This is a genomic window from Microbacterium trichothecenolyticum (genome assembly GCF_000956465.1).
In the GTDB taxonomy this organism is placed as follows: Bacteria; Actinomycetota; Actinomycetes; order Actinomycetales; family Microbacteriaceae; genus Microbacterium; species Microbacterium trichothecenolyticum.
The window spans coordinates 40,831-63,417 of the sequence record NZ_JYJA01000030.1; the positions used below are offsets into that span (position 1 = coordinate 40,831).

30 protein-coding genes are annotated in these 22,587 nt (G+C 69.8%); 11 read left to right on the top strand and 19 right to left on the bottom strand.

What is annotated here, in order from left to right; all coding sequences use genetic code 11:
- Nucleotides 1-10 precede the first annotated feature (10 nt).
- On the top strand, nt 11-595 hold the full coding sequence (locus RS82_RS06390) for a thymidine kinase (RefSeq protein WP_045297760.1): 585 nt from the start codon (nt 11-13) through the stop codon (nt 593-595).
- A 59-nt stretch (nt 596-654) separates the two neighbouring features.
- Here RS82_RS06390 and RS82_RS06395 read toward each other — a convergent pair whose 3' ends face one another.
- The 3 genes from RS82_RS06395 to RS82_RS06405 all read right to left on the bottom strand — a co-directional run bounded on the left by RS82_RS06395 (nt 655) and on the right by RS82_RS06405 (nt 3,331).
- Complete coding sequence (locus RS82_RS06395; protein WP_045297761.1) at nt 655-1,107, bottom strand: Hsp20/alpha crystallin family protein; 453 nt, start codon at nt 1,105-1,107, stop codon at nt 655-657.
- Nucleotides 1,108-1,250: 143 nt separating this feature from the next.
- Nucleotides 1,251-2,852: an L-serine ammonia-lyase, iron-sulfur-dependent, subunit alpha gene (locus tag RS82_RS06400; protein ID WP_045297762.1), complete on the bottom strand. Its 1,602-nt coding sequence runs from the start codon at nt 2,850-2,852 to the stop codon at nt 1,251-1,253.
- Between the two features lie 107 nt (nt 2,853-2,959).
- Entirely contained in the window at nt 2,960-3,331 is a 372-nt protein-coding gene (locus RS82_RS06405) for a VOC family protein (protein WP_045297763.1), read from the bottom strand.
- A gap of 104 nt (nt 3,332-3,435) precedes the next feature.
- Between RS82_RS06405 and RS82_RS21330 the strand changes: the two genes are divergently transcribed.
- Together RS82_RS21330 and RS82_RS06410 are read left to right on the top strand one after the other, a co-directional pair.
- Nucleotides 3,436-3,606 (top strand): hypothetical protein, encoded by a 171-nt coding sequence (locus RS82_RS21330; protein WP_157005434.1) that lies wholly within the window; start codon nt 3,436-3,438, stop codon nt 3,604-3,606.
- Between the two features lie 97 nt (nt 3,607-3,703).
- Nucleotides 3,704-4,114, top strand: a complete 411-nt coding sequence (locus tag RS82_RS06410; protein ID WP_045297764.1) for a GreA/GreB family elongation factor — start codon at nt 3,704-3,706, stop codon at nt 4,112-4,114.
- A 51-nt stretch (nt 4,115-4,165) separates the two neighbouring features.
- Here the strand turns inward: RS82_RS06410 and RS82_RS06415 are convergent, their stop codons facing one another.
- Both RS82_RS06415 and RS82_RS06420 read right to left on the bottom strand, forming a co-directional pair.
- Nucleotides 4,166-4,984: an ADP-dependent NAD(P)H-hydrate dehydratase gene (locus RS82_RS06415; RefSeq protein ID WP_396653138.1), complete on the bottom strand. Its 819-nt coding sequence runs from the start codon at nt 4,982-4,984 to the stop codon at nt 4,166-4,168.
- Nucleotides 4,985-4,988: 4 nt separating this feature from the next.
- On the bottom strand, nt 4,989-5,714 hold the full coding sequence (locus tag RS82_RS06420) for a histidine phosphatase family protein (protein ID WP_045297767.1): 726 nt from the start codon (nt 5,712-5,714) through the stop codon (nt 4,989-4,991).
- Between the two features lie 225 nt (nt 5,715-5,939).
- Here RS82_RS06420 and RS82_RS06425 point away from each other — a divergent pair, with 225 nt between their 5' ends.
- Entirely contained in the window at nt 5,940-6,671 is a 732-nt protein-coding gene (locus tag RS82_RS06425) for an alpha/beta fold hydrolase (RefSeq protein WP_045297768.1), read from the top strand.
- Between the two features lie 37 nt (nt 6,672-6,708).
- Here RS82_RS06425 and RS82_RS06430 read toward each other — a convergent pair whose 3' ends face one another.
- From RS82_RS06430 to RS82_RS06440, 3 genes are all read right to left on the bottom strand, one after another.
- A complete protein-coding gene (locus tag RS82_RS06430) occupies nt 6,709-7,380 on the bottom strand; it encodes a class I SAM-dependent methyltransferase (RefSeq protein WP_045297769.1) in 672 nt (223 codons plus the stop codon).
- Between the two features lie 75 nt (nt 7,381-7,455).
- Nucleotides 7,456-8,487, bottom strand: coding sequence for an alpha/beta fold hydrolase (locus RS82_RS06435; protein WP_045297771.1), 1,032 nt, complete (start codon nt 8,485-8,487; stop codon nt 7,456-7,458).
- Nucleotides 8,488-8,559: 72 nt separating this feature from the next.
- Complete coding sequence (locus RS82_RS06440) at nt 8,560-9,627, bottom strand: winged helix DNA-binding domain-containing protein (RefSeq protein WP_045297772.1); 1,068 nt, start codon at nt 9,625-9,627, stop codon at nt 8,560-8,562.
- 215 nt (nt 9,628-9,842) lie between these two features.
- On the opposite strand from RS82_RS06440, the gene RS82_RS06445 reads away from it, so the two are divergent.
- Nucleotides 9,843-11,534, top strand: coding sequence for a vWA domain-containing protein (locus RS82_RS06445; RefSeq protein WP_045297773.1), 1,692 nt, complete (start codon nt 9,843-9,845; stop codon nt 11,532-11,534).
- 74 nt (nt 11,535-11,608) lie between these two features.
- Here the strand turns inward: RS82_RS06445 and RS82_RS06450 are convergent, their stop codons facing one another.
- Nucleotides 11,609-12,136 carry a DUF1269 domain-containing protein gene (locus RS82_RS06450; RefSeq protein ID WP_045297774.1) on the bottom strand — a complete coding sequence of 176 codons (528 nt, stop codon included), beginning with the start codon at nt 12,134-12,136 and terminating at the stop codon, nt 11,609-11,611.
- Nucleotides 12,137-12,349: 213 nt separating this feature from the next.
- Here RS82_RS06450 and RS82_RS06455 point away from each other — a divergent pair, with 213 nt between their 5' ends.
- From RS82_RS06455 to RS82_RS06465, 3 genes are read left to right on the top strand one after another with little or no spacing between them, the layout of a single operon-like run.
- Nucleotides 12,350-12,688, top strand: coding sequence for an ArsR/SmtB family transcription factor (locus tag RS82_RS06455; protein WP_045297775.1), 339 nt, complete (start codon nt 12,350-12,352; stop codon nt 12,686-12,688).
- Between the two features lies 1 nt (nt 12,689).
- Complete coding sequence (locus RS82_RS06460; RefSeq protein WP_045297776.1) at nt 12,690-13,337, top strand: dihydrofolate reductase family protein; 648 nt, start codon at nt 12,690-12,692, stop codon at nt 13,335-13,337.
- A 10-nt stretch (nt 13,338-13,347) separates the two neighbouring features.
- On the top strand, nt 13,348-13,809 hold the full coding sequence (locus RS82_RS06465; RefSeq protein WP_045297777.1) for an SRPBCC domain-containing protein: 462 nt from the start codon (nt 13,348-13,350) through the stop codon (nt 13,807-13,809).
- Nucleotides 13,810-13,854: 45 nt separating this feature from the next.
- Here the strand turns inward: RS82_RS06465 and RS82_RS06470 are convergent, their stop codons facing one another.
- From RS82_RS06470 to RS82_RS06490, 5 genes are all read right to left on the bottom strand, one after another.
- Nucleotides 13,855-14,124 (bottom strand): hypothetical protein, encoded by a 270-nt coding sequence (locus tag RS82_RS06470; protein WP_045297779.1) that lies wholly within the window; start codon nt 14,122-14,124, stop codon nt 13,855-13,857.
- Nucleotides 14,125-14,216: 92 nt separating this feature from the next.
- Nucleotides 14,217-14,816, bottom strand: a complete 600-nt coding sequence (locus RS82_RS06475) for an NYN domain-containing protein (RefSeq protein WP_045297780.1) — start codon at nt 14,814-14,816, stop codon at nt 14,217-14,219.
- On the bottom strand, nt 14,813-15,181 hold the full coding sequence (locus tag RS82_RS06480) for an SdpI family protein (RefSeq protein WP_052676726.1): 369 nt from the start codon (nt 15,179-15,181) through the stop codon (nt 14,813-14,815). Before RS82_RS06480 ends, RS82_RS06475 begins: the two co-directional genes overlap by 4 nt.
- A gap of 34 nt (nt 15,182-15,215) precedes the next feature.
- Nucleotides 15,216-15,443: a hypothetical protein gene (locus RS82_RS06485; RefSeq protein ID WP_045297782.1), complete on the bottom strand. Its 228-nt coding sequence runs from the start codon at nt 15,441-15,443 to the stop codon at nt 15,216-15,218.
- Nucleotides 15,444-15,520: 77 nt separating this feature from the next.
- The gene (locus RS82_RS06490) at nt 15,521-15,736 is read right to left on the bottom strand and encodes a hypothetical protein (RefSeq protein WP_045297783.1); all 216 of its coding nucleotides are present in this window, start codon (nt 15,734-15,736) and stop codon (nt 15,521-15,523) included.
- Between the two features lie 175 nt (nt 15,737-15,911).
- On the opposite strand from RS82_RS06490, the gene RS82_RS06495 reads away from it, so the two are divergent.
- A complete protein-coding gene (locus RS82_RS06495) occupies nt 15,912-16,553 on the top strand; it encodes an LON peptidase substrate-binding domain-containing protein (RefSeq protein ID WP_045297784.1) in 642 nt (213 codons plus the stop codon).
- A 150-nt stretch (nt 16,554-16,703) separates the two neighbouring features.
- Here the strand turns inward: RS82_RS06495 and RS82_RS06500 are convergent, their stop codons facing one another.
- From RS82_RS06500 to RS82_RS06515, 4 genes are all read right to left on the bottom strand, one after another.
- Entirely contained in the window at nt 16,704-18,710 is a 2,007-nt protein-coding gene (locus tag RS82_RS06500) for an ATP-dependent helicase (protein WP_169748679.1), read from the bottom strand.
- A gap of 118 nt (nt 18,711-18,828) precedes the next feature.
- The gene (locus tag RS82_RS06505) at nt 18,829-19,554 is read right to left on the bottom strand and encodes a Type 1 glutamine amidotransferase-like domain-containing protein (protein ID WP_045297786.1); all 726 of its coding nucleotides are present in this window, start codon (nt 19,552-19,554) and stop codon (nt 18,829-18,831) included.
- 199 nt (nt 19,555-19,753) lie between these two features.
- Complete coding sequence (locus tag RS82_RS06510) at nt 19,754-20,506, bottom strand: SDR family NAD(P)-dependent oxidoreductase (RefSeq protein WP_045297787.1); 753 nt, start codon at nt 20,504-20,506, stop codon at nt 19,754-19,756.
- A gap of 70 nt (nt 20,507-20,576) precedes the next feature.
- Nucleotides 20,577-20,978: a hypothetical protein gene (locus tag RS82_RS06515; RefSeq protein ID WP_157005437.1), complete on the bottom strand. Its 402-nt coding sequence runs from the start codon at nt 20,976-20,978 to the stop codon at nt 20,577-20,579.
- A 154-nt stretch (nt 20,979-21,132) separates the two neighbouring features.
- On the opposite strand from RS82_RS06515, the gene RS82_RS06520 reads away from it, so the two are divergent.
- Complete coding sequence (locus RS82_RS06520) at nt 21,133-21,372, top strand: hypothetical protein (protein ID WP_045297789.1); 240 nt, start codon at nt 21,133-21,135, stop codon at nt 21,370-21,372.
- Between the two features lie 63 nt (nt 21,373-21,435).
- Nucleotides 21,436-21,786: a metallopeptidase family protein gene (locus RS82_RS06525; protein WP_045297790.1), complete on the top strand. Its 351-nt coding sequence runs from the start codon at nt 21,436-21,438 to the stop codon at nt 21,784-21,786.
- A 94-nt stretch (nt 21,787-21,880) separates the two neighbouring features.
- Here the strand turns inward: RS82_RS06525 and RS82_RS06530 are convergent, their stop codons facing one another.
- Complete coding sequence (locus tag RS82_RS06530) at nt 21,881-22,255, bottom strand: hypothetical protein (RefSeq protein WP_045297791.1); 375 nt, start codon at nt 22,253-22,255, stop codon at nt 21,881-21,883.
- Nucleotides 22,256-22,587: the final 332 nt, after the last annotated feature.

Consider the following 22,587-nt stretch of genomic DNA (forward strand, 5'->3'; position numbering starts at 1 on the left):
GGGTGGCGGCATGCGTGCGACCAGGCAGTCCCGGCTACAGGTGGTGTGCGGTCCGATGTTCGCCGGAAAGTCGGAGGAGCTGCTGCGCCGCGTCCGCCGCGCGCGCATCGCGGGGCTCGAGGTCGAGGTGGTGAGCCACGCACTGGACGATCGGCGGGGCGCGGGACTGGTGAGCTCCCACTCCGGGCTGAGCGTGCCCTCGCGCTCGGTGCCCGACGTAGCCTCGCTCGTCGCTGGCGTCGAAGGCCGCGGGCTCGACCTCGTCGCCATCGACGAGGCGCAGTTCTTCGGGTCCGACCTCGTCCCCGCCGTCGACGGGCTGGTCGCCGATGGCGTGACCGTGGTGGTGTCAGGGCTGTGCGTCATGTTCGACGGCCGGCCGTTCGAGCCGCTGCCGGCGCTGATGGCGATCGCCGAGGACGTCGTAAAGCTCACCGCCGTGTGCGCGGTCTGCGGCGAAGACGCCGCGTTCCACCAGCGAATCGCCGAGGCTCCCACCGGCGATGCCGGCGTGCCGGCGCCGGCGCACGTCGGAGGGATCGAGTCCTACCAGGCCCGGTGCCGCAGGCACTTCACCGGAACCGCACGAGCGTAGACGACAGAACGGATGCCTCGCCGCCGCGTCGGCGGGGAGGCATCCGTTCTGGGATGGTCCTACTGCTCGATCGGCTGGGGCGCGTCGGACTCATGCGCCGTGATCGTCGGCGCGCCGCCCTCGGACATCACCTCGATCTTGCGCGGCTTCGCCTTCTCGCTGACCGGGATCGTCACGCTCAGCACGCCGTTGTTGTAGCTCGCGGAGATGCGCTCGGTGTCGATGCCCTGGCCCAGGTTGAGCTGGCGCAGGAAGCTCGCCGCCTCTCGTTCGCGCGTGATCCACTTGACGTCGTCGCCGCTCGTCAGCGTGCGCTCCGCGCGGATGGTCAGCAGCTGTCCGTCGACGTCGATGTCGACCGAACCCGGGTCGATGCCCGGAAGGTCGGCCGTCAGGATGTAGTGGTCGCCGTCGCGGTACAGGTCCATCGGCATGCGGCGGGGGCCGCGGCGCGTGTCGAAGAGACCGGCAGCAAGGCGGTCGAGGTCCCGGAACGGGTCGTTGGTGGCCATGATTATCTCCTCTCGTCGAAAGTTGAGCCGTACCGGCTCAACTGGGACCAGATTAGCACTCTCGACATGCGAGTGCTAAGCCGTGGAGCGTTCGCCGTGAACGAACGAGACCACCGCCGGCCTTCGGAGGCCAGCACTCGGCTTCAGCACTCGATGACGTTGACCGCGAGACCGCCTTCGCTCGTCTCCTTGTACTTGTGCGACATGTCGATGCCGGTCTGGCGCATGGTCTCGACCACCGCGTCGAGCGAGACGTAGTGCGAGCCGTCGCCGCGCAGGGCGAGGCGCGCGGCTGTGACGGCTGTCGACGCGGCGATCGCGTTGCGCTCGATGCACGGGATCTGCACGAGTCCGCCCACCGGGTCGCAGGTGAGGCCGAGGTGGTGCTCCATGGCGATCTCGGCGGCGTTCTCGATCTGCCGGTTCGTGCCGCCCATCACGGCGGTGAGGCCGCCCGCGGCCATCGCGCACGCCGATCCCACCTCGGCCTGACACCCGCCCTCGGCGCCCGAGATCGACGCGTTGGCCTTGAACAGAGAGCCCAGCGCGGTGGCGGTGAGGAGGAATCGACGGATGCCTCGGCGACGGTTCGCCTCCGCCACCTGCTCGTCGTCCCAGCCTGCGGCCTCCTCGGCGGTCGCAGCGTGCCCGTGATACCCGAGCAGGGCGCTGCCGACCAGCTCGCCGTACGGTGTCACCGCATTGCCGGCGCCGAGACCGGAGTCCGCCAGGAAGCGCCACCAGTACATCGCGACGGCGGGGACGATGCCGGCGGCGCCGTTCGTCGGCGCCGTCACGACACGGCCGCCGGCCGCGTTCTCCTCGTTCACCGCGAGCGCGAAGGCGCCGAGCCACTCGCCTGGGAGTTCCCGGCGGCCGTCGGCCTCGGCCGCCTCGAGCTGCGCGCGGATCGACGCGGCGCGGCGCTTGACGCCCAGCATCCCGGGGAGGAGGCCCCCGGCCCGCAGACCCGCCTCGACGCACGCGGCCATCGCGTCCCAGATCGCGTCCAGCCCCTCGGCGATGTCCTCGTCGGGGCGCAGCGATTCCTCGTTGATGCGCGCGGCCTCGGCGATCGTGATGCCCCGCTCGTCGCACACGGCGAGCAGCTCCTTGGCGCTGGAGAAGTCCAGGGGGAACGCGTGTGCGGGCTCCCCTGCGGCCGCTGAGCCGGGCGCAGCGTCACCTTCGCGGCGGATGAAGCCGCCGCCGACGGAGTAGTAGGTCTCGCGGACGAGGAGTCCGGCATCCGTCGCCGCCGCGGGTTCGAGAGCCGCAGACGAGCCCGTCTCGCGCACTCCGGGCGCGGAGAGCGCACGCGCAGGTCCGTCGCCGGGCGAGGTCCACGCTTGGAGGGTCATGGCGTTGGGGTGGCCGGGCAGCCTGGTGCGCGGCGCGAACACGACGTCGCCGCGCCGGAACGGGACCGCGTGCGTGCCGGCGAGCTCGAGCGCGCGATCGTCGGGCCAGGCGCTCCACGCGGAGCGCACAGCATCCGGATCCACCGTCTCGGGTTCGAGACCCTGCAACCCCGCGACGACGGCGTCGGGCGTGCCGTGGCCGATGCCCGTGGCTCCGAGTGAGCCGTGCAGCGTGCAGGTGACGCGGCCGACCTGCGGCAGAACCCCTCCTTCGCGCAGGCGGACGACGAAATCGTGGGCGGCCCGCATGGGACCGACCGTGTGGGAGCTCGAGGGTCCTACGCCGATGGAGAACAGCTCGAACGCCGAGACGTAGGCGCTCATCGCGACCAGGCTAACGCGACAGGAGCGTGCACTCTGACTCCCGTTACCGACTCGATACGAGCAGGATGCCTCATCTCACGGCCATCCGTCGTGCACCATGGCGCCCCTCAGGAGGCGACGGGCCGGAACGAGATGAGGCCGACGGTGTTGCCTTCGGAGTCCTCGACGAATGCCTGCCACTCGTCGTGACCTGCCGGTCCGAGGGTGTCGTCCTCGTGGGTGAAGATCACGTGCGGCGCCGAGACGACCTCGGCCCGATCGCCGATCCGCTCCAGGGCGGCGGCCACGTCGTCGACGTGCAGGTACAGCAGCGCGGTCGGGGCGTTGCGGTCCAGCAGCAGCCGCACGCCGTCGAGGTCGAAGAACAGCAGGCCCGGCGGATCGAACACCGCCGTCGCGTCGGCGCCGAGGAGAGAGCTGTAGAAGCCTGCGGCGCGATCGAGGTCATCGGCGTGCTGAGCAACCTGCACAAGTCTCATGGCGTCATTCTCGCGCCCACCCGAGTCCGATGCCAGGGACGGCGCCCCTCCCGCGACGGGCCGGTGAGGAGTATCAATGAGGAAGGCGATCCTGGAGGTTGGCGATGCTGCTCTTCGTGCTCTATCTGATCCTCATGGTCGGCGGGATGGTGATCCTGGGGCTGTCGTTCGCGTCACCGGTCCTGCCCGCGCTGGTGTTCGTCGTGGGCCTGCTCTGCATCGTGGCGGCCGTCGCGATTCCCGTCACCGCGGGAGCCTTCGAACAACGCAGGTAGGCGAGCGCGAGTGGGCGGCTCGCCTGCTCGCCGTGCACCCCACGACGCGAACCGCTAGGCTCGGGAACTTCATCTGTCCCGGCTGTGGAGGTTTGCCGTGTCTGTTGTGGAGGAGCCGATCTGGCTCACGCAGGACGCTCTGCGTCAGCTGCAGGAGGAGCTCGAACTGCTCGTGCGCGAGGGCGCCGAGGACGAGCAGACCCAGGTCCGCGCGCTGGAGCTGCGCGGCATCATCCGCCGCGCCCAGGTCGGCGAGCGCCCGGACGACGGCATCGTCGAGCCCGGCATGCGCGTGACAGTCGACTTCGACGCGGACCGATCGCGGGAGACGTTCCTGCTCGGCTCGCGCACCCTCCTCGGCGCGGATTCCGACTTCGCCGTCTACTCCCCCGATTCGCCGCTCGGCCAGGCGATCGCGGGCCTGCTCCCCGGCGACCGCTTCTCGTACGCCGCGCCGAGCGGTGCGACGATCGCGGGCGCAGTGGTGGACGCGGTCCCGCACAGCTGAGCATCGCTGCACACAGTCCCGGCGATCGCAGGGGCGGTCTGGCTGCCCTCGTCACCGGCTGAGGCTGTGCACGGCCAGGGTCAACTCGCTCGCGAGATCACGCGCCAGGTAGCCGAGACCGATGCGCTCGCCGAGCCTGACGCCCGCCCGGGCGTGCGCCCACGAACCCCACACGGCCGCTCGGGCAGGGTCCACGCCGCGCGCGGCGATTCCCGCGATCGCGCCGGCGAGCACATCGCCGCTCCCCGACGTTCCCAATCCGCCGTCGCCCTCGTCGATCCGCCACGTGCGCCCGTCGGCGCGCGCCACCACGCCGTAGCAGTTGACGACGGCATCGAACCTCCGGGCGATCTCGCAGACGTCGGCGACGTCGTCGGCGAGCTCGCGGCCGAGCAGGATCCTCGCCTCGTCCCTGTTCGGGTTGAGGATGACCTCATCGGGGAGGCCGCCCCGATCGATCTCGGGAAGCACCCCGAGGGCGAACGCATCGAGCACGATCAGGCGCGGACCCGTCGCAGCGACGGCGAGCAGCGTCGCCCGCGTCTCGTCGGCGTCGCTGAAGCCGGGTCCGACCAGCACGGCGTCGGCGGCCGCGACCTTCTCTCCCAGCTCTGCGCTCAGCGGCGCCTCGGCATCGTCGGGGAGCGCGAGGATGCCCGCTTCCGGAAGGGCGATGCCGACCTGGGCGTCGATCGACTGCGGCACCGCGAGCGCGACGCGCCCCGCGCCGACGCGCAGCGCCGACTCGCCCGCGAGGAGCACGGCACCCGGTGAGCTGCGCGAGCCGCCGACGACCACCACATCGCCGCGGGACTTCTTCGACTCGCCCGGGTCGGGCAGGCCCCACTCCCGAAGGAGCGATTCGGTCACCGCCTCAACGTGGCTGGACATCGGGATCCCCGGGATGAGCCGTGACGTCGGCACCCTCGCGCTCGAGGTGGGCGACATCCGAGAAGGCCGCGAGCTCCCAGCCGGCCTCAGTCCTGATCAGGTGGGTGATCGAGGCGTTCAGGACGGTGTGGTCGTCGGCGAAGCCCAGCAGCTCACCCTCCCCCAGCGGCAGCAGGATGTAGAGCAACAGCATCACCACCGCGTCGTGCACGACGAGCATTGCCGTCTCGGGACCGCCCTCGAGCGTCTCACGGAGGAACGACCGGAGCCGCAGCGCGACGTCCGCCCACGACTCTCCGCCCGGCGGCCGATGGTAGAACTTGCCGAGGTGGCGACGCCGGGAGAACTCTTCGGGGTGCAACCGGGCGACGCCCTGCCTCGTGAGCAGATCCAGGATCCCGAGCTCGCGGTCGCGCAGCCGCTCGTCGACGAAGATCGTCCGGCCCGCCGAGCCCTCCCCCAGGGCGATCGCGAGCGTCTCCCTGGCCCGGACATAGGGCGACACCCCGTACAGGTCGATGTCGTCGAGGTGGTGGGAGAGCCATCCGCCGAGCGCGGCGGCCTGCTCCTGCCCGGTGGGCGACAGCGGGACATCGGCGTCCCGCACGTCGAGCGGGATGGCGTCGAGGCCCTCGATCTCGGCGCGGGTGGCCGCGACGTTGCCGATGCTCTCACCGTGCCGGATCAGCCACAGCTCTCTCACTGCCATCGCCCCAGGCTAGGGACGTCGGCCAGGTCGCGGATCCCCATTGACAGCCGGCGACGGGCGGTGTCGCACAAGGGCTTCGGCAATCGTTCACGGCGCATCAGCCGGCGACGCTGGCGCCGACGCGGCGTGCGGCCCTAAGGTGTCGGACAGCGCGTCCAGGACAGCACACGACGCGACTTTGATCATCCGCAGCCGCCTGGGGCGGCGCAACAGATGGGAAGTCGAATGTCAGAGAGCAAGCCGACGATCGTCCTCGTGCACGGCGCGTGGGCCGACGCATCCAGCTGGAACGCCGTGAGCGTTCCGCTCCAGGCGGAGGGGTACACCGTCCTCGCCCCGCCGAACGAGCTGCGCGGGCTGACGTCCGACGCGGCGTACATCGCGTCGTTCCTCGCGCAGCGGACGACCGGGCCGGTCGTGCTCGTCGGCCACTCGTACGGGGGCGCGGTCATCACGAACGCCGGCGCACACGGCGGAGACGTGAAGGCGCTGGTGTACGTCGACGCGTTCATCCCCGACGAGGGCGAGACCGTCGTCGGCATCCTCGAGGGATCGGGCTCCGCGCTCGCGGTCGCGGATCCGACCACGGTCCTCGACGTCGCGGGCTACCCGGGTGCTCCGGAGGGCGCGGCCGAGGCATTCCTCAAGCCGCAGACCGTGCATGACGCGTTCGCACAGGACCTCCCCGAGGCCGACCGATGGACGATCGTCGCGACTCAGCGTCCGGCGTCGTTCGTCGCGAACGTGACGCCGTCGGCCGCACCCGCATGGAAGTCGATCCCCAGCTGGGCCGTCCTCGGCACCGACGACCGCGTCATCCCGATCGACACGCAGCGCCGCATGGCGCAACGGGCCGGCGCCACGATCACCGAGGTGGATGCGTCGCACGTCTCGATGGTGTCGCAGCCGCAGGCGACGCTCGACGCGATCCGCGCGGCGGCGGCCTCGATCAGCTGATCCTCCTCGCCACGCGCATCGCCGGTGCCGCACGCGGTTACGCCCGTGCGACACCGGCGATGTGGGTGTTGAACGGGAGGAACGGGGTCCGGATCCGGTAGCGCTCGATCGTCAGGCTCTCGAACCCGGCGGTTCGGACGGCCTGCTCCAGATCCCGTTCGCACGAGCAGCCCTCGAACGTCCACGCCCACGGGCGGCGCAGAATCCGCTGCGCGGCGCGGGTCGTCGTGCCCTCCGGGGCCGCGACGTGTTCGAGGAAGCGGAACGTTCCTCCCGGGCGGAGGATGCGCCGGATCTCGGCGAGCACGACGGCGGGATCCTGCACCGAGCACAGCACCAGCGAGGAGATCACGCTGTCGGCGCTGCGGTCAGGGAGCCCCGTCGCTTCGGCCATGCGTTCGCGCAGATCGAGGCCCACCCCATACCGCTGAGCCGCGTCTCGCAGCGGGCCGTGCATGGATCGATTGGGCTCGACGGCCACGAGGGTGCTGCCGGCCGCGAGGTATCGCAGGTTGGCGCCCACGCCAGGACCGATCTCGACCACCTCGGCGGGAAGGTCCGCGAAGACGCGCTGCTTGTGCCGGCGCAGGTTGTGCTCGATGTAGGGATCCATCACGCGGAAGAACGTCGCGTTGAACGCGCCGCGCGCGGTGTGCTGCGAGAACTCGAAAGCGGTCGTGCGGTCGTCAGCGGTCGTGGTGTCGGCCATGTCTCCTCCTGGGGTCTGGCTTCGCATGAGACCAGCCTGCGCGGCCACGCCCGCGCCGGCAGGCGTGGAACTACCTCACTTCGACGGCTCGGGGCCTTCACGCCGTGCGACGAACCAGGCGGCGATCTGCGCTCGCGAGGTGAAGCCGAGGCGCAACCGAATCCTTTCGACGTGCCCCTCGGCGGACCGTTCGTCGATGCCCAGCGTCTGCGCGATCTCGCGGTTGGTGCGCCCCTCGCTGATCAAGCCCGCGACCTGCGCCTGGCGCGGAGTCAGATCCCGCGGCGAGCGCCGCAGGCCGCGCTTTCCGAGGAACCTGCGGATCGGCGCCACGACGGCGTTCGCATCCCCGATGTAGGGCAGGTGCGAACGACCGGGCAGCACCACCAGTGTCGCGCCGGGGATGCCGTCGGCCAATGCCGCGGCCTCCGCCACGGGGGCGGCGCGGTCCTCGGCCCGATGGACGACCAGCGTCGGGGCGCGGACCTGCGAGAGGAGGTCGCTGATATCGAGGTCGTAGCTCAGCGCGAGGAGGGAACGCGCGGTCGCAGCGGAGGACGAGGCGCGCTGATACCGGCCGAAACCCTGTCGCATCGCCGACGTCGCGTCCGGCGCGAAGATGTCGGTGAGCACGTCGGCGCCGAGGCCCCAGTGCGACTCCACCAGGCCCAGCACGTGATCGCGCGCGTCGGGCGGCGAGATGTTCGCGCCCGAGACCCATCCGCCGTACAGCACGAGCCGCCGCACGGTCTCCGGGTGGGCCGCTGCCCACGCGACCGCGACGAGCGCGCCCATCGATGTCCCGACGACGTCGAAAGGCTCCGGGCCGATGAGATCCGCCACCGCAGCCAACTGCTCCAGCTCGTAGGCCAGCGAGGGCGGGCGATCGGAAGACGCGGACAGGCCGCACCCGGCGCGGTCGTAACGCACGAGCCGGCCGCCTTCGGCGAGGCTCTCGTAGAAGGCTCGCTCCTGCGGCATCTCCCAGCTCAGCTGCAGATGGCTGAGCCACCCGCCGACATACACGAGCGGGCGCCCCTCCCCGACCGAGGCGTACGCGATCTCGGTGCCATCAGCCGTCGACACCCGACCGATGCGTTGCTGCACACGCCCATTATGGCGACGAGCCCTCGCCGCCGCACCGGCACCGAGCGCGCCGCACCACCGCGGATCGAGGCTCTACGGTTCCTGCCACGCCAGGCGAGGCTCGAGTCCGAGGTAGCGGGCGCAGCGGGCCGCAGCATCCTGGATCGCGTCCTCCTCGTCGCAAGCGAGGCGCCGCAGCCTGCGGATCTCGAAGGTCACCGCCCGCCTCGTGAGCGTGCGCTTCATCCCGGCGACCACCTGCCCGTCGACGAGCGCCATGCCGATCGCCGTCTCGCGACCCCGCGACAGCAGCCCGTCGGCATCGAGCACCCAGCGAGAGTCCTGATAGCCGCGGTACATCTCGTCGAGCACCTGCAGCAGGTGGCCTTTCGGCGATACGGATGCTGCGGGCCGGCCGGGGGCGTGCCAGTAGGTCCGGTCGTCGTGATCGAACGACTCGAGTCGGTCGGCGGCACCCGCGAGCCCGCGGCGGGCATCGGAGAGGGTGAGTGTCGCCCAGTAGGCGAGATCGCGCGCGGTGGCGGGGCCATGAGAGGTGAAGTAGCGCAGCGCGAGCTCGACGAGCGCCTCCTCGCGATCCAGCTGCCGAGGTGCGTCGACCCGGTCGGAGAACAGCGCGTAGGTGTGCTCGCCGTCGCGCGGAACGCCGCTGCAGATCACGGCGTGCAGCTCCAGGTGGGCCGCCAGGAGCATGAGCTGCATGCCCGTCAGCTCGTGTCCGCGCTGCGCCAAGGCGTCGGCGAGGTCGGCGCGGGTGCGATCGGGCGATTCGGCGAGGGTCTCGAGCACCGCGTCGGCGACGACCCGCACACGATCGCCGAGCGGGACGAGTTGCTGATCCACCGTGGGCAGCACCCGATCGCGCGTCAGCTCGAGGAGCCACCGCACGTCATCGGCATGGACGTAGTGCCAGGTCGGACGCAGGACGTGCGTCCTGAGCACCCGCCCGCTCTCCAGGAGCCCGGAGAGGTCCGACTGTTGCGGGTCACGCGTGCGGGTGGCAACGGCCCACGCCGACTGCGACGGATTCTCCGCCTGCACGGCGAGGAGCGACCGCACGACGTCCTCCGCACCGTCGACGGTTGCCGCCAGATGCTGAGACTGCAATCGCCAGCGTGCGATGTCGCGATCGGTGAGCACACGACGAGCGTAGGCGGCGGACGCGCCCCGGTCGACGGCGCCTCGGCGAGCCCAGGGCGATGCGGGGGCAGCCCACGTGACCGGGGCATCGAGACTGCCCGTCCCCTATACTCCACTGAAGTATCCCCCCAAATACGACGCCGTATTCCTCAGATACGTCGACGTATCCCCGAAGCGGGCCCCACCCGCCGTCCATCGGAGTGCATGTGGTTCGAATGCAGCCGAACACGCCCGTCAGCAGTGATGCCCCCACGCGCGCGGCAGTCCGGGCCGCACAGCGGCGGCGGCGCTCGCTGCTGCTTCTCGGTGTCATCCTCGTCCTCGTCGTGGCGATCGCGGTCGTCCTCGGCATCTTCCTCACGGGCGGGACCGGCACCGAGCCCGACGACGAACCGGCCTCGACGGGCGGGTGCGTGCCTTCGAGCTTGCGCGTCACCGCGGATCCGGCGCTCGCGGAAGCGCTCGAGGCGATCGTCGCCGATCTGCCCGACACCCGCGCCGACTGCCTCGATGTGACCATCGTCGCCGAAGACAGCTCCGCCACAGCGGCGGCGCTGGCTGCCGGGTCCGCGCCGGACTTCGACGTCTGGGTGCCAGACTCCGCGATGTGGCCCGAGCGAGCGACCCGCCAGGCCGAGCTCACCGGCGTCGACGCGGCGGAGCTGGCGGTCAGTGCCCCCGTGGCCAGCACCCCGGTCGTGTTCGCGGCGACGGAGCCCACGGCGGCTGCGCTCGAGTCCGCGGGCGCGGGGTTCTCGAGCATCGCGGGGCGCGCGGTAGCGGCCGTGCTGCCGGATCCGGCGGCGGTCGCGGCGAGCTCCGCCGCGCTGCTCGCGCTGCAGACGGCCGTCGGCGGGGATGCTCGTGCATTCACGGCGCTCGTGCTCGGCCTCGACACCGGCGTCGTCCCGACCGCCGCCGATGCGCTCGCGGCAGTATCTGCAGCGGCGACGCCGACGATCGCCGTGACCACGGAGCAGGCGCTGCTGGAGTACGGCCGCGAAGCGCAGACCGCGCTCGTGCCGATCTATCCGGCCGACGTGAAGCCTGTGCTCGGCGTGCCCCTCGTGACTCTCGCAGACACTTCGGCCGACACTCTCGACGCCGTCGAGATGTTCGCCGCCGCCGTCGCGAGCGGAAGCGACCACCTCGCCGAGCACGGACTGCGCGACGCGGCGGGGAATGCGCCCGACTCGCTTGCGGACTCTGACGACGCCGCCGTCGTCGCCGAGCCCACCGACAGCGCCAACCAAGCCGAAGCGCTGCGTACCTGGCAGATGCTGACCGCGCCGTCGAGGATGCTCTCCCTCAACGACGTCTCGGGTTCCATGCTCCAGCCGGCGACCGCCGACATGCGGCGGATCGACCTGTTCGAGCAGGCCGCCGTGCGCGCCGTCAACTCGCTGTCGGACGACTCGTCTCTCGCCACCTGGGTGTTCTCGAGCCGACGGATCGGCGGACAGGACTGGCAGGAGATCGTCCCGTTCGGCCCGCTCGGCGATCCGGCGCACAAGCAGCGCACGATCGACACGGCCTACGGGCTCGACAGCCTCGTGGGCGGCGGCACGGGCCTGTACGACAGCGTGCTCGCCGCGGTGCAGTACATGCGCGACACCTATGTCCCCGGGCAGGTGCATCTGGTGCTCCTCAACACCGACGGGGTCAACGAGGATGATGAGGGCCTGGACCTGCCGGGACTGCTTGCGCAGCTCGAGACTCTGCGGGATCCGGCCAAACCCGTCGCCGTCATCGCGATCGGCTACGGACCCGACACCGACCAGGCCGCTCTGGAGCAGATCGCGGCCGCCACCGACGGCGCGGCGTATCAAGCCTTCCAGCCGACCGACATCGGCACCGTGCTGATCGATGCGGTCACCCAGCGCGGCTGCCGCCCGAACTGCGGCTGAGGTCCGCATTCCGGGCGGCGGCAGTCGCTAGCGCTGTGCCGGGCGGAGCGCCGCGGCGGTGAAGTGGGTTTCGTCTAGGAGTTGATCTGCTCGACGACGTCGTCCGCCGAATCCTCGATGGCCTTGCGCAGCTTCTCGTAGTCGTCCGCGTCGATCGCCTTGCTGATGCGCTTGTCCGACCGCTGGAGCGCCTTCTCGACATTGTCGGCCCAGCGATCATCGACGACGGCCACGACCGCCGAGGTTCCCGGTGCCAGGTACTCGTCGACGTCGACGCCGAACTGCTTCTCCTCGCGGTTCTTCTTGATCTTCCCGAGGATCGCGCCGATGCCGGCGCCGACCGCGGTGGCCGCCAGCAGCGGCGGTGCGAACAGGCCGACGACAACGCCGGCACCGGCACCCCACGCGGCGCCCTTGCCGACAGATCTGTCGCCGTGCTCCTTGACCTGGACCTTGCCGTCCTTGTCGCGGACAAGGACGACCGCGCCGATGATCTCGTAGCCGCCGGCGTCCTGGCCGTTTCGGAGGGCCTTGTAGTCGTCCGACGCGGCCGCGGTGTCGTCGTACGAACCGACCACCAGTGCGAGGTTCTCCGTACCCATCGATCTCTCCTTCGGTTGCACTCGGAGGCGACCGGCCGGCCACTTCCGGACTCTGGGTCATCAGGGTGCTGCGATCCTATTGCGGGCAGTGCGCGCCGGCGAGGCTCAGGCGGGTGAATTCTCGCCGTCTTGTGCGTCGATTCCGTTCCACGACCTGCACGCTCGATCGGCGGGAGGTTGACGGGCACCGACCCGTGAGGAATAGTTAGGCATATGCCTAACTATTCGGGAGAGCTGGATGCTGTGCTCCGAGCTCTCGCGGACCCCACACGCCGCGCCGTCGTGGAACGTCTGGCGAAATCCCCGGCCGTCGTATCCGACCTGATGGCCCCGTTCTCGATGGCGCTCCCGTCGCTGCTTCAGCACCTGCGGATCCTCGAGGACGCCAGAGTCGTCACCTCGAGCAAGCAAGGACGCGTCCGGACGGTGAGCCTGAGACCGGGCGCGCTCGACGTCCTGCATCTCTGGCTCGGCGAGCAACGAACCTCTGCGGAACGCCAGGCGGACCGCCTCGGCATCCACCTGGCCCGCACCACCCCGAAGGAGATCTGAAATGACCCGCGTTCGCGTCGACCTGTTCTCGTCACTCGACGGCTACACCGCTGCGCCTGATCCCGAGGCCGACAACCCCATGGGCGAGGACTGGGGGCCACTCACCGCGGCCTACGCGGCCACGCGCACCTTCCGACAGAAGGTCTTCGGCGACACGAGCGGCGCGGGGACGACGGGGCTCGATGAGTCGTTCGCCGCCTCGTTCTTCACGGGCGTGGGCGCCGAGATCATGGGCGCGGCCATGTTCGGTCTGCACGCGTATCCCGATGACCCCGACTGGAAGGGCTGGTGGGGCGACCAGCCGCCGTTCGGGTACCCCGTCTACGTGCTCACGCACTCCGCGCCGCGGCCGTCGATCCCGATGGCCGGCGGGACGACGTTCGAATTCCGCACCGGCGCGATCGAGGACGTGCTCGCCGAGGCGACCATCGCCGCGGGCGGTCTCGACGTTCGTGTCGGGGGCGGGGTGCGGACGGCGCGCGAATTCCTCCGCGCGGGACTCGTCGACGACCTCCACGTCGCGATCGCGCCGATCGTGCTCGGCCGGGGAGCCCCCGTATGGGACGACCTCCGAGGCCTCGAATCGACCCACAGGGTGCAGACCCAGGTCGCCGAGAGCGGCACGATCCACGTCACCTTCACTCGCTAGGACAACCCCGATGACGACCGACCGACGCCTCGCCCACTCCGGTTTCACTCTCACCCGCGACTACCCCGTACCTGTCAGCAGGGTCTGGCAGGCGTTCGCCGACGGGGAGCAGAAGCGTCGCTGGCTCAGCGACGGGGACGCGTTCGAGCCTGGCGAATGGACGTTCGACTTCCGCGTCGGCGGACGCGACATCGACGAGGCGAGGTTCCACGGCGGACCGCTCTCACGGTACGAGGCCGTCTACACCGACATCGTCGACCACGTCCGCATCGTCACGACCTACGACATGTGGCTCGACGGCACGCACATGTCCACGTCGGTGGCGTCGTTCGAATTCGAGCAGACGGACGAGGGCACCAGGCTCACGCATGTCGAACACGGCGTCTTCTTCGACAGGTTCTGGGCGGACGGCCTGAACCGCGAAGAAGGCACCCGAGGCCTGCTCGAAGCCCTCGCCCGTCACCTCGACTAGCGTCCGGGCGGCGGGATGCCGCGCCCTCGCGTCTTCGGACCAGACCTACCAGACGGTGCCGCCGCCGATCGAGATCCCGCCCCACGTGAGTGCGATGAAGATGGCCGCGAACACGACCGGCGCAATACCCGTACCGCCGCGTGCGAGGCCCTTGAGAAGGCCGATCACCGCGAGGACGGCAGCGACGATGGAAAGGCCGCCGCCCAGTATCAGCCCGATGAACAGCGGGATGGGCATGAGCACGAGGCCGGCCAGCGCGAACCAGAACGCGGCCCAGGCCGTCGGGTTGGAACGGCGTTCGACGGAGGAAGACATGGTTCCATCATCGCGTGCAGGGGAACCACCGGAGGCACGCGGCTCACCGCGAATGCGCGTGCCGGTCGCCCAGCGAGCCGCCGGGGCGGTTCTCAATCCAGGAACGTGGTCGGGTCGAATTCGCCGATCGGGATCACCCGGATCCGGGACAGCGGAGCGTCGAAGACCCGCGCGTCATACTCGAGGTCGAACTTCTCCAGACCGGCGAGCGAGTTGAAGCCGACGTTTCGGAACTCTGCGAATGAGACGACGCCGACCCGCCGTGGTGGACCGATCAGGCCCGCGATGTCTTCGATGAAGTCGCCGTCGTGGCTGACGAGCATCACGTCGGCAGAACGACTGTCGAGTGCGCGCAGTGTGCGCTGGATGGCGATGTCGACGACCTTCTCGTCTGGCTCGCCGGACAGCGGGACGACGATGTAGTCCATCGCCTTGAGCGCCTGGACGAACGCCATCGGGATACCCGATGACGCGTTGAGGAAGAAGACGCCCCGCGCCGACTGGGCCCACTCTCTCCCTGCGAATGCGAGGAGTCGATCCCATCGCGGCCGCTCGTCCGGCTGCGGCCGCCGGTTGAGAATCGAAGTTCCGAGAGTCGCGTCGATGTTCTCGCCGTCCACGAGCACCCATGTTGTTCGAGAGTCTGCCGCTGACAAATCCGTCTCCTTCGTGAGCAGTTCAGAGCGAATCATATGTGGCGCAAGGACGCGGCCTTCGCGGCCACGCTGCCGACTCGAGCCGCGTAGGCGACGAATCCGAGCATGCCGACAGCGGCGACCAGCACCCCGAGACTCACCACGGGCATGGGAACGGGGATCAGAGCGAATACGCCACCGAGGACACTCACAACTCCCGAGCAGACCGTCGCGCGTCGCGCTCGTACATGCGCGGCCAGCCAGGCTTCCTCGCTCGCCATCGTGCTGGGAATCCGGATCCCGGCGAGTCGATTCCGTTTGAGACGCCCGGACGCCGCCGCATTCGCCATCCGGATCAAGAGGACGCCGGCGCCCACCATGACGACGAACAAGACCAGCCTCGCCACCCACTCGTTCTCCACAGCTTCGACGCTATCCCGCGCCCGATCAGCCGCCCTACGTCGCTTCGGCGTTCCCCACTGCTTCGATCCAGTCCACCGCTTCGTCCGACAAGTACAAGCCGTCGGGACCTTCCTCACCGACCCACCATGCGTCGGACGCCACGTTCCCGCCGGCCGCAACCACCTTGGCAACGACATCGGCAGGCAGCGCCTCGCCATTATGCGCGATCAGCCAGTCTCTCGTCCCCGCGTCCAGGGACTTCCACCACTCGATACCCTCCACGACGGTAGGGTTTCACTTCACGGCTGCCAGCATAAGAGGAGCCCCTGTCCAAGGGTGGCCGCCCTCACGCACAGTGCCTATTCGGGACGCTTCTCCACCCAGGTCACCATGAGATACGGACTGTAGACGAACACGACGGTGTCGCCCTTCCAAGGGATTTCGATCAACCCCCTGCCCGCCTCCATCGCCGCGACGATTTGGGAACGAACCGTCTCCCACTCGCTCACGTCCGTGAAGCGGAACTTCCTGTAAGCCGTCTCCGGCCCGATGTACAGCGTCACGTCCGATGCCATGCAACGGACTCTATCGACGTCACGCGCCATCGTGGATGGAACGCGTCTGCCGATGAGGCGACGGTCGGAGACGACGTTCACGCGAGCCTCCTCGTGCGCCGATTTGCCTCACAGCGAACTGCGATCGCACACGGCGCCCGCTCCGACAACGCGTCCGCCTGATTGACTGGTGCCTATGGACGCCATCGCGATGTTCCCGCTGGGCAGTGTCCTGTTGCCGTACACACCGCTGGTGCTGAGGGTGTTCGAACCGCGATACCTCACCATGATCGGGCGCCTGCTCGACGTGGAGGATCCGGAGTTCGGGGTTGTCCTCATCGAGCGGGGTCTCGAGGCAGGCGGGGGGGATCAGCGCTCCTCCGTCGGCACTATGGCGCGGATCCTGCAGATCGAGGCGGGCGCCGCGGACCTGTATGTGGTCGCCGTCGGCGGGGAGCGGATCATCGTCGACCGATGGGGTGAAGAAGACCCGCACCCGGTGGCCGACGTGTCGACGATGGCCCCGCTCGTGTGGGACGAGGCGCTCACACCACTCCACCGCGAGGCCGAGCAGGTCGTGCGCCGCCTCGCGACGCTCGCCTCCGTCCTCGATGAGGCTCGATGGGATCCCGGGACGGACCTTTCGGAAGACCCGGTGGAGTCGTCCTGGCAGCTCGCCGCGATCGCTCCGCTGGGCGAGTACGACCGGTTCCGACTGCTGAACTCGACCAGCCTCGGCGGCCTGCTGCGCGGCATCCTCGACCTGTGCCTCGAGGAGGAGCCAGCGCTCATCGCGCGCGTCGCCGATGCGCGCGACTCGGGTGCCGGCAACCCCTGACCAAGGCGGCGCAGGAGAGCGACACGAAACTGCACGTGTCGCCCGCATCCTTGCTCCGGATGCGGAGGAGCCCACGGCGGCCGACAGAGACGCCGCGGCGGCTTCCGGCGGAGCCGGTCCACACGCTCGGTGCGCGACTGCCGACGGAGATCAGGCGAACAGTTCGTCGAACGCGTCCGTACGCACACGCGGAGCCGCGACGGCCCGCCTGAGCGCCGGCTCGGGGGTGACGGCGGCGGTGCTGACCGGCTCCATGAGAGCGCGTGCGGTCTCGGTCAGGAATCTGCTGGGCTTGGCGGCGACATGCTTGGCCAGGAACGCAGTGGGGTGCGTGGGCAGCTGCGAGGGCACGTACACGTCGAGGGTGTCCCGTGCGCGGGTGAGCGCAACGTAGAAGAGCCGCTGCTCCTCGGCGAGGCCGGCGCGCGAGGTGAGTGCCATGTCCGAGGGCATCGCGCCATCGTTCGCCCGCATGAGGTGCACCGTGTCCCATTCCAGGCCCTTGGCGGAGTGGATCGTCGACAGGGTCAGCCAGTCCTCGTCGAGGTGTGGCTGCTTCGCCCAGTCGCCCGCGACGTTCACCGGGTCGATCGCCTGCTCGCTCACGAACATGCGGAGATCGCTCTGCCTGGCGGCGGCCTGCGCGATGCCGTCGGCTTCGGTCACCCGACGGTGCCAGTCTGGGTAGTGCGCGCGCAGCAACGGGTCCACCGCGCCTCGGCACGCCTCGACCAGCTCCGGCACGGCGGTCGTGGAGTCGACCGAGCCAAGCAGCGACAGGGTCGACGCGAGCCCTGTGCGCGCCTTCGCCGGTGCCGCCGCGACTGCGTCCGCCGCGCGGTCGACGCCCCCGTCCGCAAGGATCTTCGCCAGTCCCCGCGCACTCGCCTTGCCGATCGCGCGGTGCCGGGTGAGCAGGCGATACCAGGACACCTCGTCCGCCGGATTGAGCACCACTCGGAAACTCGCCAGCAGGTCGCGCACGTGCGACGTCTCGAGGTAGCCGATCCCGCCGAACTTGTGAAACGGGATCCCCCGCACCTTGAGCTCGACCTCGAGCTGCGCGCTGTGGGAGCCGGTGCGCATCAGCACGGCCTGCGAACGCAGGGGCGTGCCATCGACGTGAGCGGCGAGGATGCGGTCAGCGATCGTGCGGGCCTCGTCGTCGGCGTTGCGGCACGTGACCAGCGTCGGCCGGCCGCCCGGCTGCGCACGGTCGGCGACCAGCTGCAACCTCAGCTCGCCCGGCCGCACCTGGTTCGCGAGGTCGAGGATCGGTTGCGTGGAACGGAAGTTGCGTTCGAGGCGCACCAGCGTGGCGTCGGGGTAGGCATCGACGAGCTCGAGCAGGTGCCCGGCGCTCGCGCCCCGGAAGGCGTAGATCGCCTGTGCGTCGTCGCCGACGACCGTGAGCCCGCGGCCGTCGGGACTCAGCCCGCGCACGATGTCGACCTGAAGCTGATTGACGTCCTGGTACTCGTCGACCAGCACCCAGTCCCACCGCGCGCGCAGCCGTGCCCCGACGTCGGGATCGGCGACCAGCGCCCGCCAGGCGATGAGCAGATCATCCAGGTCGAGCAAGCCGCGCTCGCGTTTGCGGGCGCGGTAGTGACGCAGCAGGCCGGCGATCGCGTCGGCCTGCTCGAGCGCCCACGGGAACTGGTCTTCGATGACGGTGCGGGCCGGGGTCGCAGTGTTGATCGTGCGAGAGGCGATGTCTGCGATGGTGCGGGTCGTGGGCAGGCGAACCTCGGTGCCGTCGAGCCCGTGCTCGGCGCGCAGCAGGTCGATGAGGTCGATGACGTCGTCGGGATCGATCACCGTCATGTCCTCCGGCCCCAGGTGCTGTGCGTGCTCGGCGACCATGCGGTGCGCGACGGCATGGAACGTGCCACCGGCGATACGCTGCGCAGCCTGCGCGTCGCCGCACATCACCGCAGCGCGAGAGAGCATCGCGGCCGCCGCGCGCCGGGTGAACGTCAACAGGAGGACGCGTTCCGGCACGACCCCGGCCTCGAGCAGCCGCGCCACCCGAGCGGTGAGCACGCGTGTCTTCCCGGTGCCCGCCCCTGCGGCGACCACCAGCGGCCCCTCACCGTGCTCGACTGCCTGAAGCTGTGCCGGATCCAGCCCGGCAAGCGCATCGCTTACTGCCACGCAGGTGACGGTAACGAGAACCCCGGACATTTCAGCCAGCGGCCGCCAGCCCGGCGTGGCCTGTCGAAGTCCGCGAAGAGTGGGAGATCTCGCAGAGGCGAGGGACGCCGGAACGCCCTCAGGTACCGATGGTGGAGACCAGCACGCCGCCGTCGGTCGGCAGCACCCGCCAAACGCTGCCTTCTCCTTCGACCCGGAGCGTGCTGTCACCCACGATCAGGGCTGTGCGCTCGTCGATGCCGAGCCCACCCGCGACCATCCCCGACTCGACGGCGGCGACCAAACGGGACAGCATGCCGCGCTGGGCGACGTGCACCTCGATGGCCACGTCGACGAGGCCGATGCCGGCCTCGATCTCCAGCTCGTCCCCCGCTTCGTCGGGGTCCTCCGGTGAGACGACCACGCCGCCGATGCGCGAACCGCCTCCGAGCGAGCCCTCCGCCACGATCATCGCACCGGCCGAGACACCGAGGTACGGCACACCGCCGGCAACCAGCCGACGCAACTCGCTGAACACCGGCTCGAGCCCGGCGCGCACGTCCTCGACGACGCCGCCACCCACCGCAATGCCGTCGACGTCGGCGATCGCGCCGGGCCCGATCGGCTCGCCGTGGCGCCCCGCGGTCAGGTGCACGTCGATCGCGGATCCCGTTGCGGCCTCGGCCAGAAGCTCGCCGAGTGCCACCGCCTTCTCCGCTGCCTCGGGGTGCAGGGAGATCACCGCGATGCGCGGCAGCGAGCGGCCCGCGTCGGCCGCTCGCGCCACCGCTTCAGCGACGAACGGCGCATAGAGCGGGGCATCCGCAGCCGTGGTCGCGCCGCCGCCGATGAGGTGCACGCTCACGCGACACCACTCCCAGCTGCGGTGGCAAGCGATGGTGCCGCATCGCCGAGCTGGTCCCGACTGAGGATTCCGTCGACGCCGGTGCCCGCGTCGTTCGCATCGAAGGTCATCCGGAGAGCCTACGCGGGCCGGGGGTCGAGCCCGGGGACCCGCGAACACGTGCATGCACGCCGATCACCGATCGGAAGCGGCCGGTCCCTCAGCGGATGGTCCACCCGCCGTCGACGACCAGTGTCTGGCCGGTGACGAGCGACGCCGCGGGAGAGCAGAGGAACAAGACCGCTCCTGCCACCTCTGTGGGCTTGCCGATCCGATGCAGCGCCGCGATCCGGTCGATGACGTCGGCGCGGAACGCGGGGTCAGACAGTGCGTCGGCCGTGCCGTCGGTTTCGATGAACGTGGGGGCGACCGCATTGACGCGGATGCCCCGGTCACCCCACTCGAGCGCATGGCAGCGAGTCATATGCAGCATCGCTGCCTTTGCCACGCAGTACGACGACTCGCCGGGCAGCGCCACGATGCCTGCTTGCGATGCGACATTCACGATCGCGCCCCCGGACGGCATCGAGCGCGCGACGTGCTGCGAGAGGAACAGCGCCGAACGGACGTTCAGCGACCACACCGCATCGAAGTCCGCCTCCGTGACGTCGATCGCCGGCGCGTTGATCCCGCCGCCGGCGTTGTTCACCAGGATGTCGAACGCGCCACCCTCCGATGCGGCGTCGACCGCTGCTCGGGCCTCATCGAGCCGCGTGACATCGAGGGCGATCGAGGATGCGGAACCGCCCTCAGCCCGAATCGCCCGGAGCGGCTGATCCGCGCTTTCCGGATTGCGGACCCCCAGCACCACGTGGGCGCCTGCGGCCGCGAGCGCGTGCGCGATCGCAAGACCCAGACCGCGGTTGCCGCCGGTGACCAGCGCTCGCCGGCCGGTCAGTCCGAAGTACTCCATGTCGCTCCTCAGTCATTCCCTCCGAAGCCTGTCCTCGAGTGCGCGACGCGCACCGGTGATGGCGTGGTCGTCAGCGGTAAGAGATCACCGTCACACTGTCGCTGAGCCGCGTGCGCTTCCCGCCTGCGACCTCGTCATCGGGGAACGTGAACGTCCCTGCTTCGATGCGAGTGCCTGTCTCAAGTGTGCTTCCGATACCCAAGCCCGCCCCACATCCCGTGTGCTCCCACTCTCCATCGCGGATGTGGATCAGGCACAGGGTGTCGTCAGTGCCGCGAGCAAGGTAGATATCCGCGCCTTCGACCTCGCCGACGTAGCGGGTGCTATCGGCGTCGACATCCTGCGAGGCAGCGCCGACCAGGAGGTCGCGATCTGTCTGCACCGCTTCGAACTCGGGAAGCGTCGTAGGCGAGCAACCCGCGAGAACCAAGGTGGAGAAAAGGGCCAGCACGGCCGTTGCTCGCGATCGCATCTCCGCACCATACAGCGGCTCATCGGCACCGGCGAGGCGGACCGCTGCGTCCCGGGCCCCTTGCGCGGTCGCTCTGCGAGCGAGCACGCCGCCGCAATCCGAGGGAAGCGCGGCTATCTTCGAGCGGTGAGGTTCGTCGACTCGTTGTTCGGACGTGGGCTACGCCACCACGCCCGCGACCTATGGACTCAGTCACGAGCTCGGTCAGGACCTCGCCGGATGGCAGGCCTTCTTCGAGCAGCACGCCGACCCGTTCGACGGGTGGGACAGCGACGCGAACCTGCAGAAGTGGTTGCGCGACGGAGAGTGGCTCGCCCGTCGCCTTGAGGAAGAGGTCCAGGACTTCGCCGACGTGAAACGGGAGTTCGGCGTCTGGCACGACACCAGATCGTGAGCTGGCGGGTGCTGAGACGGGCCTCGCACGTGCACCTGCGGCAAGCCGCGCACAATAGGTCCCATGGTCGAGATCTCCGACGCGGACTTCCAGGCGATGGTCGCCGAAGAGTACGACGCTCTGCCCGAAGACATGGTGAGAGGTCTCGAGAACGTGGCGATCCTCATCGCGAACCAGCCCGCGGGCGAGCGGCCGCGGCTGTTCGGGCTCTACAGCGGGCGCCCGCTGAAGACACGTGGCGTGTACGGCTACGGGGAGCTCCCCGACCGGATCACCCTTTTCAAGAACAACATGCAGGAGCACAGTCCGGATCTCGATGCCCTTCGGGCGCGTGTTCGGATCACCCTCGTGCACGAGATCGGACACTACTTCGGGCTGGATGACGCACGCCTGCGCGAACTCGGGTGGGCCTAGAACGCGGACGCGCCCGCCGTCTGGCGCGCTCCGGTCTGCAGCTGAGGGAGGAGGCACGGGGATGCCGCGGCCAAGGCGGTCTCGAGGGCACGCGTCACCACTGCTCGCCCTCGCAGTGCACCTGGCTGCTGCTGTTCGTGACGCTTCCTTGGCCGAACCCGCGCGCGCGGAGCTCCACGTACAGCGCCTCGCTCACGGCCAGGTCGACGGCACTCCAGTAGTTGAGATCGGGCAAGCGCGGATCTGTGATGGGTTCCGGTTCCTTCGCCTGTGAGTCTTCGATCACGTCGAGGTACTTCCCCATCAGCGGCTCGACCTCTGCCGACAGGTCGGCCTTCGCGAACCATTCGTCGATGACCCGATCGAGTTCGAATTGTCGGAAGGGGTTTGCGGCGACGAAGTTGCCCTGCCGCAGTTCGCACTGGCCCCAGGTCGGCGAGGTGTACGTGTAGCTGCGGTTCGACTCCATCCCCGCGCCCACAGCCACGGCGAGGACGCGGTCGCGATCCCCGCGCCGCCCACGAGCAGGAGCGAGAGGAGCGCCGCGGCGATGCCGATGCGCCGGCGCCGCGGGTGTTTCGCCTCCTGCGCCGCGGAGGCGATCATCGCCTGCAGGTCGATAGGATCAGCCGCGCGGACGGCGGGCGCGGACCGCTCGAGCCGAGCGTCCAGGGGATCGGGGGTCATGGCGCCTCCAGACGGGAAGTGGTTCTACTCCGTACCTGTCCGGCACACGCTGGTTCGTCCACACCAGGATCCAGCACTCCGGTCCCAACTCCTCGAAAGGAGGAATCACAGTTT

What these genes read in the sequence shown, in the direction of transcription:
- RS82_RS06405 (WP_045297763.1), bottom strand. Translation starts at nt 3,331, where the DNA reads ATGAGACTTGTGCAGGTTGCTCAGCACGCCGATGACCTCGATCGCGCC.
- RS82_RS06420 (WP_045297767.1), bottom strand. Translation starts at nt 5,714, where the DNA reads ATGGCAGTGAGAGAGCTGTGGCTGATCCGGCACGGTGAGAGCATCGGC.
- RS82_RS06465 (WP_045297777.1), top strand. Translation starts at nt 13,348, where the DNA reads ATGACGACCGACCGACGCCTCGCCCACTCCGGTTTCACTCTCACCCGC.
- RS82_RS06400 (WP_045297762.1), bottom strand. Translation starts at nt 2,852, where the DNA reads ATGAGCGCCTACGTCTCGGCGTTCGAGCTGTTCTCCATCGGCGTAGGA.
- RS82_RS06490 (WP_045297783.1), bottom strand. Translation starts at nt 15,736, where the DNA reads ATGGCATCGGACGTGACGCTGTACATCGGGCCGGAGACGGCTTACAGG.
- RS82_RS06495 (WP_045297784.1), top strand. Translation starts at nt 15,912, where the DNA reads ATGGACGCCATCGCGATGTTCCCGCTGGGCAGTGTCCTGTTGCCGTAC.
- RS82_RS06475 (WP_045297780.1), bottom strand. Translation starts at nt 14,816, where the DNA reads ATGATTCGCTCTGAACTGCTCACGAAGGAGACGGATTTGTCAGCGGCA.
- RS82_RS06445 (WP_045297773.1), top strand. Translation starts at nt 9,843, where the DNA reads ATGCAGCCGAACACGCCCGTCAGCAGTGATGCCCCCACGCGCGCGGCA.
- RS82_RS06455 (WP_045297775.1), top strand. Translation starts at nt 12,350, where the DNA reads ATGCCTAACTATTCGGGAGAGCTGGATGCTGTGCTCCGAGCTCTCGCG.
- RS82_RS21330 (WP_157005434.1), top strand. Translation starts at nt 3,436, where the DNA reads ATGCTGCTCTTCGTGCTCTATCTGATCCTCATGGTCGGCGGGATGGTG.
- RS82_RS06525 (WP_045297790.1), top strand. Translation starts at nt 21,436, where the DNA reads ATGGTCGAGATCTCCGACGCGGACTTCCAGGCGATGGTCGCCGAAGAG.
- RS82_RS06450 (WP_045297774.1), bottom strand. Translation starts at nt 12,136, where the DNA reads ATGGGTACGGAGAACCTCGCACTGGTGGTCGGTTCGTACGACGACACC.
- RS82_RS06510 (WP_045297787.1), bottom strand. Translation starts at nt 20,506, where the DNA reads ATGGAGTACTTCGGACTGACCGGCCGGCGAGCGCTGGTCACCGGCGGC.
- RS82_RS06460 (WP_045297776.1), top strand. Translation starts at nt 12,690, where the DNA reads ATGACCCGCGTTCGCGTCGACCTGTTCTCGTCACTCGACGGCTACACC.
- RS82_RS06425 (WP_045297768.1), top strand. Translation starts at nt 5,940, where the DNA reads ATGTCAGAGAGCAAGCCGACGATCGTCCTCGTGCACGGCGCGTGGGCC.
- RS82_RS06515 (WP_157005437.1), bottom strand. Translation starts at nt 20,978, where the DNA reads ATGCGATCGCGAGCAACGGCCGTGCTGGCCCTTTTCTCCACCTTGGTT.
- RS82_RS06530 (WP_045297791.1), bottom strand. Translation starts at nt 22,255, where the DNA reads ATGGAGTCGAACCGCAGCTACACGTACACCTCGCCGACCTGGGGCCAG.
- RS82_RS06395 (WP_045297761.1), bottom strand. Translation starts at nt 1,107, where the DNA reads ATGGCCACCAACGACCCGTTCCGGGACCTCGACCGCCTTGCTGCCGGT.
- RS82_RS06390 (WP_045297760.1), top strand. Translation starts at nt 11, where the DNA reads ATGCGTGCGACCAGGCAGTCCCGGCTACAGGTGGTGTGCGGTCCGATG.
- RS82_RS06430 (WP_045297769.1), bottom strand. Translation starts at nt 7,380, where the DNA reads ATGGCCGACACCACGACCGCTGACGACCGCACGACCGCTTTCGAGTTC.
- RS82_RS06470 (WP_045297779.1), bottom strand. Translation starts at nt 14,124, where the DNA reads ATGTCTTCCTCCGTCGAACGCCGTTCCAACCCGACGGCCTGGGCCGCG.